At 73.4% G+C, this 13,380-nt stretch carries 11 protein-coding genes and 1 tRNA gene; 8 read left to right on the top strand and 4 right to left on the bottom strand.

Annotation, left to right across the window (positions count from 1 at the left end):
* The 4 genes from CRP30_RS01105 to CRP30_RS01090 all read right to left on the bottom strand — a co-directional run bounded on the left by CRP30_RS01105 (nucleotide 1) and on the right by CRP30_RS01090 (nucleotide 2,594).
* A complete protein-coding gene (locus CRP30_RS01105) occupies nucleotides 1-888 on the bottom strand; it encodes an alpha/beta fold hydrolase (protein ID WP_097182132.1) in 888 nt (295 codons plus the stop codon).
* Nucleotides 889-956: 68 nt separating this feature from the next.
* A tRNA-Arg gene (locus CRP30_RS01100) sits at nucleotides 957-1,028 on the bottom strand.
* A gap of 55 nt (nucleotides 1,029-1,083) precedes the next feature.
* Nucleotides 1,084-1,743, bottom strand: coding sequence for a DUF305 domain-containing protein (locus CRP30_RS01095; RefSeq protein ID WP_235003097.1), 660 nt, complete (start codon nucleotides 1,741-1,743; stop codon nucleotides 1,084-1,086).
* 47 nt (nucleotides 1,744-1,790) lie between these two features.
* Nucleotides 1,791-2,594: a thioredoxin-like domain-containing protein gene (locus tag CRP30_RS01090; protein ID WP_097182130.1), complete on the bottom strand. Its 804-nt coding sequence runs from the start codon at nucleotides 2,592-2,594 to the stop codon at nucleotides 1,791-1,793.
* Between the two features lie 217 nt (nucleotides 2,595-2,811).
* Here CRP30_RS01090 and argS point away from each other — a divergent pair, with 217 nt between their 5' ends.
* The 8 genes from argS (at nucleotide 2,812) to prfA (ending at nucleotide 13,372) form a co-directional block, all read left to right on the top strand.
* The gene (gene argS / locus CRP30_RS01085) at nucleotides 2,812-4,473 is read left to right on the top strand and encodes an arginine--tRNA ligase (protein ID WP_097183052.1); all 1,662 of its coding nucleotides are present in this window, start codon (nucleotides 2,812-2,814) and stop codon (nucleotides 4,471-4,473) included.
* Nucleotides 4,470-5,963, top strand: coding sequence for a diaminopimelate decarboxylase (gene lysA / locus CRP30_RS01080; protein ID WP_097182129.1), 1,494 nt, complete (start codon nucleotides 4,470-4,472; stop codon nucleotides 5,961-5,963). The genes argS and lysA overlap by 4 nt, the downstream gene beginning before the upstream one ends.
* Entirely contained in the window at nucleotides 5,960-7,264 is a 1,305-nt protein-coding gene (locus CRP30_RS01075; RefSeq protein ID WP_235003096.1) for a homoserine dehydrogenase, read from the top strand. The genes lysA and CRP30_RS01075 overlap by 4 nt, the downstream gene beginning before the upstream one ends.
* Nucleotides 7,261-8,352 (top strand): threonine synthase, encoded by a 1,092-nt coding sequence (gene thrC, locus CRP30_RS01070; protein ID WP_097182128.1) that lies wholly within the window; start codon nucleotides 7,261-7,263, stop codon nucleotides 8,350-8,352. Before CRP30_RS01075 ends, thrC begins: the two co-directional genes overlap by 4 nt.
* A gap of 71 nt (nucleotides 8,353-8,423) precedes the next feature.
* A complete protein-coding gene (gene thrB / locus CRP30_RS01065; protein ID WP_097182127.1) occupies nucleotides 8,424-9,344 on the top strand; it encodes a homoserine kinase in 921 nt (306 codons plus the stop codon).
* Nucleotides 9,345-9,589: 245 nt separating this feature from the next.
* The gene (gene rho, locus CRP30_RS01060; RefSeq protein WP_097182126.1) at nucleotides 9,590-11,791 is read left to right on the top strand and encodes a transcription termination factor Rho; all 2,202 of its coding nucleotides are present in this window, start codon (nucleotides 9,590-9,592) and stop codon (nucleotides 11,789-11,791) included.
* A gap of 176 nt (nucleotides 11,792-11,967) precedes the next feature.
* Nucleotides 11,968-12,216: a 50S ribosomal protein L31 gene (gene rpmE, locus CRP30_RS01055; protein WP_097182125.1), complete on the top strand. Its 249-nt coding sequence runs from the start codon at nucleotides 11,968-11,970 to the stop codon at nucleotides 12,214-12,216.
* A gap of 91 nt (nucleotides 12,217-12,307) precedes the next feature.
* Nucleotides 12,308-13,372 carry a peptide chain release factor 1 gene (gene prfA / locus CRP30_RS01050; protein WP_097182124.1) on the top strand — a complete coding sequence of 355 codons (1,065 nt, stop codon included), beginning with the start codon at nucleotides 12,308-12,310 and terminating at the stop codon, nucleotides 13,370-13,372.
* The last annotated feature ends 8 nt before the right edge of the window (nucleotides 13,373-13,380 follow it).

The raw sequence follows: 13,380 nt of genomic DNA, 5'->3' as shown, positions 1-13,380 counted from the left end.
TCAGCCCGCCCGGGCGATCAGGGCGCTGATCCGGTCGAGGATCTCCGGCCACATCTCGCGCGGGAGGTCGTGGCCCATGCCGTCGACGACGAGCAGCTCCGCGCCGGGGATCGCGGCCGCGGTGGCCCGGCCGCCGCTGACGTCGACCAGCGTGTCCTGCGACCCGTGGATCACCAGCGTCGGGACGTCGAGCTGCGCCAGGTCCGGCGTCCGGTCGTGCGTGGTGAGGATGGCCGCGAGCTGCCGGGCGACCCCGGCCGGGTCGTGGGCGCGGTCGAAGGACAGCCCGGCGCGGTCGCGCAGCGCGGCCTCGTCGAACTCGAATCCGGGGGAGCCGATGACCCGGTAGGTGTCGATGACCCGCTGGATCGCGCCCTCCCGGTCGGTGGCGGCCGGGGCCAGCAGGACGGGGACGGCGACGTCGGCCGGGGCGCCGACGCCGGGCGCGCCGGTCGTCGACATGATCGACGTGAGGCTGCGGACCCGCTCCGGCGCCTGCACGGCGACGAGCTGGGCGACCATCCCGCCCATGGAGGCGCCGACCAGGTGGACGCGGTCCAGCCCGAGCGCGTCGAGCAGGCCGACCGTGTCCGTGGCCAGGTCGGGGAGCCCGTAGGCGACCGACGACACGTCCCCGCCCATGATCGCCAGCACGTCCGGAGCGCCCGCGGCGTCCAGGTGCGTGGAGAGCCCGATGTCGCGGTTGTCGAAGCGGACGACGAAGTGGCCGCGGTCGGCCAGCTGCCGGCAGAACTCGTCCGGCCAGCCGATCATCTGCGTGGCCAGCCCCATGACCAGCAGCACCGGCGGGTCCTCGCGCCGGCCGAAGGTCTCGTAGGCGATCTCGATGTCGCCGACCTGCACCCGCTGGATCGCCTCGTCCGTCATGCGCCGGGACGCTAGCCGGTCACTCCCGCACGGATGTCGGTGGACCCGCTCGCGGCGGATCGGACGAGTGCCCCCGGCAGGATTCGAACCTGCGCCCCTGCCTCCGGAGGGCAGTGCTCTATCCCCTGAGCTACGGGGGCTCGTCCGTACGAGGAGAACGCTATCAGCCGCCGGACCGCGTCCGGAGGGAGCCCCTCACGGTGCCGGGAGGGGGGTTCCGCCGCGGGCGGCGAGCATGTCCGACATCGTCCCGGTCTCGGCGGTCTGGGTCTGGGCGATCGTGTCGGCCAGCTGGCTGACGGCGGTCTCGCCGGCGTGCTCGGCGGCGTGCTCCGCCATCTCCAGGCCGCCCTGGTGGTGCCTGATCATCAGGCGCAGGAACTCGACGTCGAAGGCGGTGCCGCGCAGATCGCGCAGCGCGGCGAGCTCCTCCTCGGTCGCCATGCCCGGCATCAGCGAACCGGTCGTGGACGTGCCGTGCCCGGAATGACCGCCGTCCCCGGACATCCAGGCCATGGTCTCGCCGCCGCTCTGCGGCACTCCCCAGAGCGCCAGCCAGCCCTGCATCCGGCCGGCCTGGTTGGTCTGCGTCGCCGAGATGTCGAACGCCAGCTGACGCACCTCCGGATCGGTGCTCCGCTCGGCGACGAGGTTGGCCATCTCCACCCCCTGGAGGTGGTGGCGGGCCATGTCCCGCGAGAAACCGGCGTCCACGGAGTCCGCGGACGGGGTCTCCGTCCGGCCGATCCCGAGCGCCACCGCCAGCCCGCCACCGAGCAGCACCAGACCGACCGCGATGACGGCCAGCAGCACCACGCGCAGGGGACGCTGCCGGTCGCCCGCGGGAACGGTCACGCCGGCCTCCTCCACCTCGGGTGCGCGCGCGGTGACGGGAGCGCCCATCAGGGGGCGCCGGTCTCCGTCGGCTGGCTCTCGGTACCGGTCGCGCCCTCGGTGGTCGGCATGTCGCTCGGGCCGATCGGGGTGCTCGCGTCGCCGGCGACGAGCGGGGCGGCGGCGAACGCGGGGTTCTCGCAGCTGGCGCCCGGCTCGGGGAACTCGCCGCTCTTGTAGGTCATGAGGTCCGCGAACTGCTTCACGCGGATGTCGTCGGCGCTGTCCACCTTGAGCTGGTGGTTCCACGACTGCAGGCTGATCGGCGAGTCGAGCCCCACGTACGGGGAGAGCAGCCGGCCGGACTCGCCGTCCACCAGTTCGGCGAGCGTGGCGATGTCGGCGTCGCTGACCTCGTCGGGGTTGTACGTGATCCACACCGCGCCGTGCTCGAGGCTGTGCACCGCGTTCTCGTGCCGGATGTCGACGTCGTAGACCGTGCCGGTGCAGTCGGCCCAGTTGCCGTCGTGCGGACCGCCGACCGGGGGGGACTCCTCGTACTGGACCGGCGTGGTGACGTGGTCCTGGCCGGCCGCGTAGTCGAAGCTCTCGGCGCCGGAGATCTCGTCGATCGACTCGACCTTGTCGGCGTTGGACGCGTTGACCTGGACCACCGCGTAGGTGATGACGGCGGCGGCGAAGACGACCACGGCCACCGCGGCGGCGATGAGGCCCCACGGACGCGCGGGCGCGACGACGTTGACCGCGGGGCGGGTGCGACCGCCGGTGCCCGAGGCCCGGCCCGCGCTGGTCGAACCGCCCTTGCCGGCAGGCCTGCCGTTGCCGCTCGCGGGCTTGCGGTCCTTGGCCAAGGCCTCTCCTCATGCTGGGGTACGGGTGCTCGTGGGCGGTGCTCTGTGGCAGGTGCTCTGTGGCGGGTGCAGCGCCGGCGCGGGCGCGGGCATGCCCCCGCCGTGCGAGTCTAGGTCGGCCGCCTGTGCGGTCCCTGTGAGCGCGCCCCGTGGATGGCCGCTGCTGGTCGCGCAACGGGCCGGCGAGGCCCGGGAGACCGGTCAGTACGCTCGTGCGGTGACACCTGAGCAGCTGCGTGACGTCGTCCGGACCGTCGTGGCCGCGGCCGTCGGCCGCGGCGCGCTCACGGTCGAGGTGCCCGACGACGTCGTGATCGAACGCCCGAAGAACCGGGCGCACGGCGACTACGCCACGAACGTCGCGCTCCGGCTCGCCAAGGCCGCGGGTCGCCCGCCGCGCGAGATCGCCGGCCTGCTGGCCACCGACCTCGCGGCGCAGCCCGGCATCGCGAGCGTCGACGTCGCGGGTCCCGGCTTCCTCAACATCACCCTGGCCCAGGGCGCGCTCGGGCAGATCGCCGTCCGGGCGGTGACCGCCGGCGCCACCTACGGGCGGACCGACGTGCTCGCCGGCCAGAAGCTCAACCTCGAGTTCGTGTCGGCCAACCCGACCGGTCCGGTCACCCTCGGGTCGACGCGCTGGGCCGCGGTCGGCGACGCGCTGGCCCGGCTGCTCGAGGCGAGCGGCGCGGACGTCAGCCGCGAGTACTACGTCAACGATGCCGGGGCGCAGATCGAGCGGTTCGGCCGCAGCCTGCAGGCCGTCGCGCTCGGGCGGCCGGTCCCGGAGGACGGGTACCAGGGCGACTACGTGGAGACGGTCGCGCAGCAGGTGGTGGCCGAGGTCCCCGGGCTCCTGGAGCAGCCGGAGGAGGAGCAGCTCGCCGTCTTCGCCGAGCGCGGCGTGGGCGCGATGGTCGCCGACATCCGCAGCACCCTGGACGGTTTCGGCGTCCACTTCGACACGTTCTTCTCCGAGCGGACCCTGCACGAGTCCGGCGCCCTGGAGAAGGCCGTCGCGACGCTGCGCGAACAGGGGCACGTCTTCGAGACCGAGGGTGCGGTCTGGCTGCGGACCACCGACTTCGGCGACGACAAGGACCGGGTGCTGGTCAAGGCCGACGGCGAGCCGACCTACTTCGCCGCCGACTGCGCCTACTACCTGGACAAGCGGGCCCGCGGGTTCGACCGGGTCGTCATCCTGCTGGGCGCCGACCACTCCGGCTACGTCGGCCGCTACAAGGCGCTGGTCGCCGCGGCCGGCGACGACCCCGCCACGCACCTGGAGATCCAGATCGGCCAGCTGGTGAACCTGGTGCGCAACGGCGAGCAGGTCCGGATGAGCAAGCGGAAGGGCAACTTCGTGCTGCTCACCGACCTCGTCGACGCCGTCGGGAACGACGCGGCGCGCTACGCCCTGGCGCGGGCGTCGGTCGACCAGCAGATCGACATCGACGCCGATCTGTGGAGCCGGCAGACCAACGACAACCCGGTCTTCTACGTCCAGTACGCGCACGCCCGCATCTCCTCGGTGCTGCGCAACGCGGCCGACCTGGGGTTGTCCCTGGGCGAGGCCGACGGCGTGGACGTGACGCAGCTGGCGCACGAGCGGGAGAGCGACCTGCTCCGGGCGATCGGCGAGTTCCCGCGGGTGCTGACGGCCGCCGCCGAGCTGCGGGCGCCGCACCGCGTCGCGCGGTACCTGGAGGAGCTGGCCGGGACCTACCACCGCTTCTACGACTCGTGCCGCGTCCTGCCGCGCGGTGACGAGGAGGCGACGGCGCTGACCACCGCGCGGCTGTGGCTCTGCGCCGCGACCGCTCAGGTGCTGCGCAACGGCCTCGACGTCCTCGGCGTGACCGCACCGGAGCGGATGTGAGAGCGCACCCGGCCGGCCCCCTCCACGGGAACATCCAGCAGCCGACCGCCGCCGGGGCACCGCCCAGCGACCTCGGCGTCCTGGACCCGCAGGTGTGGCCGCGGTCGGCCGAGCGGGTCGACGGCGTGCTGCACCTGGGCGGTCGCGCGGTCACCGAGCTGGCCCGCGACCACGGGACGCCGCTGTTCGTCCTGGACGAGGGCGACTTCCGCGGCCGGGCGGCGGACTTCGCGGACGCCTTCACCGACGCGGACGTGCACTACGCGTCGAAGGCGTTCCTCTGCGGTCAGGTGGCCCGGTGGATCGCCGACGACGGCCTGCACCTGGACGCCTGCAGCGGCAACGAGCTCTCACTCGCCCTGGCGGCCGGCTTCCCCGCCGAGCGGATCGCACTGCACGGCAACAACAAGTCGCTGGTCGAGCTGCAGCTGGCGGTCGACGCGGGGATCGGGCACGTCGTGCTGGACTCCTTCGACGAGATCGACCGGCTCGTCCCGCTGGGCGAGGCCCGGGTGGCCGCGGGGGGCGCCCCCGTGCCCGTGCTCATCCGCGCGACGGTGGGCATCGAGGCCCACACCCACGAGTTCATCGCCACCGCGCACGAGGACCAGAAGTTCGGCTTCTCCCTGTCCACCGGCGACGCGTTGACCGCCGCCGTGCGCGTCATCCGCGAGCCGGCACTGCAGCTCACCGGGCTGCACAGCCACATCGGCTCGCAGATCTTCGACTCCGAGGGGTTCCTCGCCGCCGCCCACCGGGTGGTCGGGCTGCTCGGCCAGGTGCACCAGGCCACCGGGGAGGTCCTGCCCGAGCTGAACCTCGGCGGCGGCTTCGGCATCGCGTACCTGCCGGAGGACGACCCCACCCCTCCCGCCGACGTCGCGGAGCGCATACGCGCCGTCGTCGCCTCCGAGTGCGCGGCGCTCGGGCTGCCCGTGCCCCGGCTGGCCGTGGAGCCGGGCCGCGCGATCGCCGGCCCGGGGACGGTGACGCTCTACGAGATCGGCACCATCAAGCCGGTGCGGCTGGGCGCCAGCGGTGCGCCCGGCACCCCGCTGGTGCGCAACTACGTCTCGGTCGACGGCGGGATGAGCGACAACATCCGTACCGCCCTCTACGACGCGAGTTACACCTGCGTGCTGGCCAACCGCACCTCCGAGGCCGCGCCGGCCCTGTGCCGGGTCGTCGGCAAGCACTGCGAGAGCGGTGACATCCTGGTGCGCGACCTGTGGCTGCCGTCCGACGTGCAGCCGGGTGACCTGCTGGCGGTCGCGGCCACGGGTGCCTACTGCTGGTCGATGGCCAGCAACTACAACTACCTGCTCAAGCCGCCGGTGGTGGCCGTGCGGGAGGGTGTGGCGACGGAGATCGTCCGCCGTCAGACACTGTCGGACGTGTTCGCCCTCGACGCCGTCCTCGCCGGCTCGCCCGCACCGTCGCCGGCGCCGTCCCAGCCCGCGCCCGAGCACCCGGTTGGAGCCCAGTCGTGAGCGCTTCCGAGATCCGGCCGCTGAGGGTCGCGCTGCTCGGCTGCGGCACCGTCGGCGGCGCCGTCCTGCGGCTGATCTCCGAGCAGGCGCACGATCTGACCGCCCGCATCGGGCGCCCGGTCGAGGTCGCGGGTATCGCGGTGCGCCGGCCGGCCCACCACCCCGACGTCCCGCAGCACCTGCTCACCACCGACGCCCACGCGCTGGTCACCCGCGACGACGTCGATCTCGTCGTCGAGGTGATCGGCGGGATCGAGCCGGCCCGGACGCTGATCCTGGCCGCCTTCGAGGCCGGCAAGTCGGTGGTCAGCGCCAACAAGGCGCTGCTGGCCGACGACGGCGTCGCGCTGCACGCCGCGGCCGCCAAGTCCGGCGTCGACCTCTACTACGAGGCGGCGGTGGCCGGTGCCATCCCGCTGCTGCGCCCGCTCCGCGAGTCGCTGGCCGGCGACCAGCTGCGCCGCGTCGTCGGCATCGTCAACGGGACGACCAACTACATCCTGTCGCGCATGGCCGAGACCGGCGCCGGCTTCGCGGAGGCGCTCGCCGAGGCCACCGACCTCGGGTACGCCGAGGCCGATCCCACCGCCGACGTGGACGGCTTCGACGCGGCCGCCAAGGCGGCGATCCTCGCCTCGCTGGCGTTCCACACCCCGGTGACCGCGGCGGACGTGCACCGCGAGGGCATCTCCTCGGTCTCGGCCACCGACGTCGCCCGGGCCGCCGAGATCGGCTGCACCGTCAAGCTGCTGGCCATCTGCGAGCGGGTGCCCAACGGCGACGGGGACTCCGTCGCGGTGCGGGTCCACCCCGCGATGATCCCGACCGCCCACCCCCTCGCATCCGTCGGCGGCGCCTTCAACGCGGTCTTCGTCGAGGCAGAGGCGGCCGGGCAGCTGATGTTCTACGGCCAGGGTGCCGGGGGAGAGCCCACCGCCAGCGCGGTCCTCGGCGACCTGGTGGCGGTGGCGCGCAACCGGCTGGCCGGTGCCGCAGGCCAGGGGCCCTCGGGCTACGCGGACCTCGCCGTCCGGCCGATGGCCGAGACGCCGACCCGGTACCACGTCAGCCTCGACGTCGCGGACAAGCCGGGCGTCCTGGCGACCGTGGCGCACGCGTTCGCCGAGCACGGGGTGAGCATCTCGACGGTGCGCCAGAACGGCCGCGGCGACGCCGCCACCCTGGTCATCGTCACCCACAGCGCCCCCGACGCCTCCCTGTCTGCCACGATCGCCGCGCTGCGGGACATGCCCGCCGTCCGGGGCGTCACCAGCGTCCTGCGCGTGGAGGGACTGTCATGAGCGCTGGGCTGCAGGGAACCGTGTCCCCGCGCTGGCCCGGCCTGATCGAGGCCTACCGCTCGCGCCTGCCGGTCACCGCCGACACCCCGGTCGTGACGCTCCAGGAGGGGGCGACGCCGCTGCTGCCGGCGCCCGAGCTCTCCCGCAGGACGGGCTGCGAGGTGTTCCTCAAGGTCGAGGGCGCCAACCCCACCGGGTCCTTCAAGGACCGCGGCATGACGATGGCCATCACCAAGGCCGTCGAGGAGGGGTCGAAGGCGGTCATCTGCGCCTCGACCGGCAACACGAGCGCGAGCGCCGCGGCCTACGCCGCCCGCGCCGGGCTCACCTGCGCCGTGCTCGTGCCGCAGGGAAAGATTGCCATGGGCAAGCTCGCCCAGGCGCTGGTCCACGGCGCACAACTGCTGCAGGTCGAGGGCAACTTCGACGACTGCCTCGCGCTGGCCAGCAAGCTGGCGATCGACTACCCGGTCAGCCTGGTCAACAGCGTCAACCAGTTCCGCATCGAGGGTCAGAAGACGGCGTCCTTCGAGATCGTGGACGTCCTCGGTGACGCACCCGACATCCACTGCCTCCCGGTCGGCAACGCGGGCAACATCACCGCCTACTGGCAGGGCTACCGCGAGTACTGCACCACGTCGGAGGATCCCGGGCCCGCCACCCGCACACCACGCATGTGGGGCTTCCAGGCCGCCGGTGCCGCACCGATCGTCACCGGCCAGGTCGTGGAGAACCCCAGCACGATCGCGACCGCCATACGCATCGGCAACCCGGCGTCCTGGACCAAGGCGCTCGCCGCTCGCGACGAGTCGGGCGGGCGCATCGACGCGGTCACCGACCGGGCGATCCTGGCCGCCTACCGGCTGCTGGCCCGGCACGAGGCGGTGTTCGTCGAGCCCGCGTCGGCCGCGTCCGTCGCCGGGCTGCTGCAGGTCGCCGAGGCCGGTGAGCTCGAGCCGGGACAGCGGGTCGTCTGCACGGTCACCGGCAACGGGCTCAAGGACCCGGAGTGGGCGATCTCGGGGGCACCGGCGCCCCTGACGATCCCGGTCGACGCGGCCGCCGCGGCCGCCCAGCTCGGCTTGTGAGCGGACAGGGACGTGAGCATCGCAGCGAGGAACGAGCGAGGAGCGGAGCGTCCCGCGGGAGCGATGACGGCATGGTGAGCGGCGACGCCGTCCGGGTCCGCGTCCCCGCTACCAGCGCGAACCTCGGTCCCGCGTTCGACTGCGCGGGCCTCGCCCTCACCCGGTACGACGTCCTCGAGTTCGCCGTCGCCCCCGCCGGCCTGACCGTCGAGGTGTCCGGTGTCGGGGCGGGGGAGCTGCCCACGGACGAGTCGCATCTGGTCGTCCGGGCCTTCCGGGCTGCGTGCGAGCACCTGGGCTGGACGCCGCCCGGTCTGCGCGTCCTGGCGGAGAACGGCATCCCGCAGGGCCGGGGGATGGGCTCCTCGGCGGCCGCCGTCGTCGCGGGGGTGGTGGGCGCCTGGGCGCTGTGCCCGGACGTCGGGGACATCGACCTCGAGGCCGTGCTGCGGCTGACCACGGAGCTCGAAGGGCACCCCGACAACGTCGCGCCCTGCCTGCTGGGCGGGGCGACGCTCTCCTGGACGGCCGCCGACGGTGCCCGGGCCGAGCGGCTGGGGGTGCATCCCGACGTGCGTCCGGTCGTCCTGGTGCCGGAGACCACGCTGTCCACCCACGTGGCCCGCGGGCTGCTGCCCGAGCTGGTGCCGCACGCGGACGCCGCCTTCAACGCCGCCCGCGCCGCGCTGCTGACGCACGCCCTGACCGCGGCGCCGGAGCGGCTGCTCGACGCCACGGACGACCGCCTCCACCAGCGGCAGCGCGCCGCCGCCATGCCGGCGTCCGCCACCCTGCTGGACGAGCTGCGGGCGGACGGGCACGCCGCCGTCGTCTCGGGGGCGGGGCCGAGCGTGCTCGTGCTCACCCGGGAGCCCGGCGCAGTCGACCGCATCACGCAGCTGGCCGGGACCGGCTGGACGGTGCTCGCACTCGACGTGGACGTCGACGGAGCCCGGGTGCTCGAGGCGAGGACTCAGGTATCTTCTCGGTAACGAGGAACACACGCCGCACCCACCGGTGTTGTCTGAGTCCGTGAGCTGCGACTAGGCTCACGGCGTAGCCGCCCACTCGGGCGAGCCTCGCGCGGGGCCGAAGCCGACGATCTCTCTTCGCCGCTGATCCGCCTCGCATCTTTTCGACCTGTTCCTCCGTGCGTACCCGCCTCCGGGCCGGACCGCCAGGGGACGGGGGACCCCTGTGCCGGTAGGCGCAGGTCACCGCAGGGAAGGACCTGTACGTGAGTGAAACCACCGACCTCTCCGTGAACGGCACGCAGGACGCTGCCGCTCCGGGCGAGGCACCTGCCGCTTCTGGGACGACGGCAAGCCCCCGTCGCCGCGGCAACGGGCTCTCCGGGATGCTGCTGCCCGAGCTGCAGCGGCTCGCCGGTGAGCTGGGCATCTCCGGCACCGGCCGGATGCGCAAGGGCGACCTCGTCGCCGCCATCTCCGCCCGCCAGGTCGGCGGCTCCGAGGGCGCGTCCTCCCCGGCCGCCGCCCCGGCCGCGCCGACCACCGGCACCGACGACGGCGCCCCCGTGGCCCGCGGCGTTGCTGCCTCCTCCGCGCCGCTCGAGGCCCCGATCAGCGGTGGCGCCAACGGCGGTCCGCTGACCGGTCAGCCCGAGACCGCGGCGCCCACGCGCCCGGTGCGTTCCCGCCGTGGCGCGAGCCGCCCGGCCGGCTCCCCGGCGGTCGAGACCCCGTCCACCGACGGGCCCCGCGAGGCCGACACCACGGAGGCCCGGACCGAGGCCCGGACCGAGGGGCCGGCAGGGGACACGACCTCCGGCGCCTCCACCGACACCGAGACCGCGCCCGACGGCGACCAGCGCACCGACGGTGACCGCCCGCAGCGCAACCGCGACCGGAACCGCAGCCGCGGTGACCGGGACCGCGACGGCGGCACCGACCGGCCCGCGAACGACCGCCCCGCGAACGACCGCCCCGCGAACGACCGGGGCAGCCGGGACGGCGGCAACACCCGCGACGGCAGCACCCGTGACAGTGGCGCCCGCGACGGCGGCGCCCGCGACGGCAACGCCCGTGACGGTGCCAACCGCGACGGCAACCGGGGTCCCGACCGCGGCGACCGCAACGATCGCGGTGGGCGTCCGGACAACCGGAACGACAACCGCGCCGAGGGCGGTCGTGGCGCCGGCCCCAACGACGACGAGGACGACGACTTCGAGGGTGGCCGCGGTCGCCGCGGTCGCCGCTACCGCGACCGCAACAAGCGCGGCGGCAACGCGCCGGGCAGCCGGGACCGCTACGAGCAGGGCGAGCCGACGGTCAGCGACGACGACGTCCTCCTGCCCGTCGCCGGCATCCTCGACGTCCTCGACAACTACGCGTTCGTCCGGACCTCGGGTTACCTCACCGGCCCGAACGACGTCTACGTGTCGCTGTCCCAGGTGCGCCGTTACGGGCTGCGCCGCGGCGACGCCATCACCGGCGCCGTCCGCCAGCCCCGGGAGGGCGAGCGCAAGGACAAGTACAACGCGCTGGTCCGCCTGGACACGGTGAACGGCCTCGACCCCGAGCAGGCCCGGGACCGGCCCGAGTTCACCAAGCTGACGCCGCTCTACCCGCAGGACCGCCTGCGGCTGGAGACCGAGCCGCACCTGCTCACCACGCGGGTCATCGACCTGGTCATGCCGATCGGCAAGGGGCAGCGCGCGCTCATCGTGTCGCCCCCCAAGGCCGGCAAGACGATGGTGCTGCAGTCGCTGGCGAACGCGATCACGACGAACAACCCCGAGTGCCACCTGATGGTCGTCCTGGTCGACGAGCGTCCGGAGGAGGTCACCGACATGCAGCGCTCGGTGAAGGGCGAGGTCATCGCCTCGACCTTCGACCGGCCGCCGGCGGACCACACGACGGTCGCGGAACTCTCCATCGAGCGGGCCAAGCGCCTGGTCGAGATGGGTCACGACGTCGTCGTCCTCCTGGACTCGATCACCCGCCTGGGCCGCGCCTACAACCTGGCGGCCCCTGCCAGCGGGCGCATCCTCTCCGGTGGTGTCGACTCCACTGCTCTCTACCCGCCCAAGCGCTTCCTCGGTGCGGCCCGCAACATCGAGAACGGCGGCTCGCTCACGATCATCGCCTCGGCGCTGGTCGAGACCGGGTCCACGATGGACACGGTCATCTTCGAGGAGTTCAAGGGCACGGGTAACGCGGAGATCAAGCTCGACCGCCGCCTGGCGGACAAGCGGGTCTTCCCGGCGGTCGACGTGAACGCGTCGGGCACCCGCAAGGAAGAGATCCTGATGAACCCCGACGAGCTGGCCATCGTCATCAAGCTGCGCCGGGTGCTGGCCGCGCTCGAGCCGCAGCAGGCGCTGGAACTGCTCCTGGACAAGCTGAAGAAGACGCGCAACAACGTCGAGTTCCTCATGCAGATCCAGAAGACGACGCTGGGGCCGGGCAACGACTAGCGCTCCGGGCCCGAGCGGCGACTAGCGCTCCGGGCCCGAGCGACGACTAGTCCCGGCCATCGGGGATACTTGCCGATCGAGCCCCGCCGACGGCGTCCGTCACCGCACGGAATACCACCCGCCCGCAGGCGTTCCACCACACGAACACCAGAGACTTCTCGGAAGAGGCGCCAGCCATGAAGAGCGACATCCACCCGGCCTACAACGTCACCACGGTGACCTGTGGTTGTGGCAACACGTTCCAGACCCGCAGCACGTCCGCGACCGGTCAGCTGACCGTCGAGGTCTGCTCGGCGTGCCACCCCTTCTACACCGGCAAGCAGAAGATCCTGGACACCGGTGGCCGCGTCGCCCGCTTCGAGAAGCGGTTCGGCAAGCGCACCCCCGCCGGTGCCGCCACCGGGTCCGAGACCGCCGGCAAGTAGCTCCTCCGACGGCGCCCGTGCCGCCCCTTCCCGGGGCGGGACGGGCGCCGTCGTCATGTCCGCCGCCCGCTCGTCCGAGAGGAGCCTCCCGATGAGCACCCCTGACCGCCTGTCGGTCCTGCTCGACGAGCACGCGTCGCTGGAGCGCGAGCTCGCCGACCCCTCCGTGCACGCCGACCAGTCACGGGCCCGCCGGCTGAGCCGGCGGTACGCCCAGCTCGCCCCGCTCGTCGAGACGGCGCGGGCGCTGGACGAGGCCCGGGGCGACCTGGGCACCGCGCGCGAGCTGGCCGGCGAGGACGCGTCCTTCGCCGCCGAGGCGACCACGCTCGGGCAGCGGGTCGAGGAGCTCGAGGCGCGGCTGCACGAGCAGCTGCTGCCGCGCGACCCCGACGACGACAAGGACGTCATCCTCGAGATCAAGGCGGGGGAGGGCGGTGCGGAGTCGGCGCTCTTCGCCGGCGACCTGCTGCGCATGTACCTGCGCTACGCCGAGCGCCGCGGCTGGTCGACCGAGATCCTCGAGGCCGTCGACGCAGAGCTCGGTGGGTACAAGGACGTCGCGGTCGCGGTGAAGTCGCGCACCGACGAGGGGATCTGGTCGCGGCTGAAGTTCGAGGGCGGTGTGCACCGCGTGCAGCGGGTGCCGGTCACCGAGAGCCAGGGCCGGATCCACACCTCGGCGGCCGGCGTGCTGGTGCTGCCGGAGGCCGAGGAGGTCGACGTCACCGTCGACCCCAACGACCTGCGCATCGACGTGTTCCGGTCGTCGGGCCCGGGCGGGCAGAGCGTGAACACCACCGACTCCGCCGTCCGCATCACCCATCTGCCCAGCGGCATCGTGGTCAGCTCGCAGAACGAGAAGAGCCAGCTGCAGAACAAGGAGTCCGCGCTGCGGGTGCTCCGCTCGCGGCTGCTGGCCGCCGCCCGCGAGGAGGCCGAGGCCACCGCGAGCGACCAGCGGCGCAGCCAGGTGCGGACGATGGACCGCAGCGAGCGGGTGCGCACCTACAACTTCCCGGAGAACCGGATCGCCGACCACCGCGTCGGGTACAAGGCGCACAACCTCGACCAGGTGATCGACGGCGACCTGGACGCCGTCATCGACGCGCTGGTCGGCGCGCACACCGCCGAGCTGCTGGCGGCCGGCTCCTGAACGTCAGG

It is taken from the genome of Blastococcus haudaquaticus (assembly GCF_900230285.1).
In the GTDB taxonomy this organism is placed as follows: Bacteria; Actinomycetota; Actinomycetes; order Mycobacteriales; family Geodermatophilaceae; genus Blastococcus_B; species Blastococcus_B haudaquaticus.
Note: the sequence above shows the minus strand (reverse complement) of the source record. Positions and strands in the feature narration are given on the sequence as shown.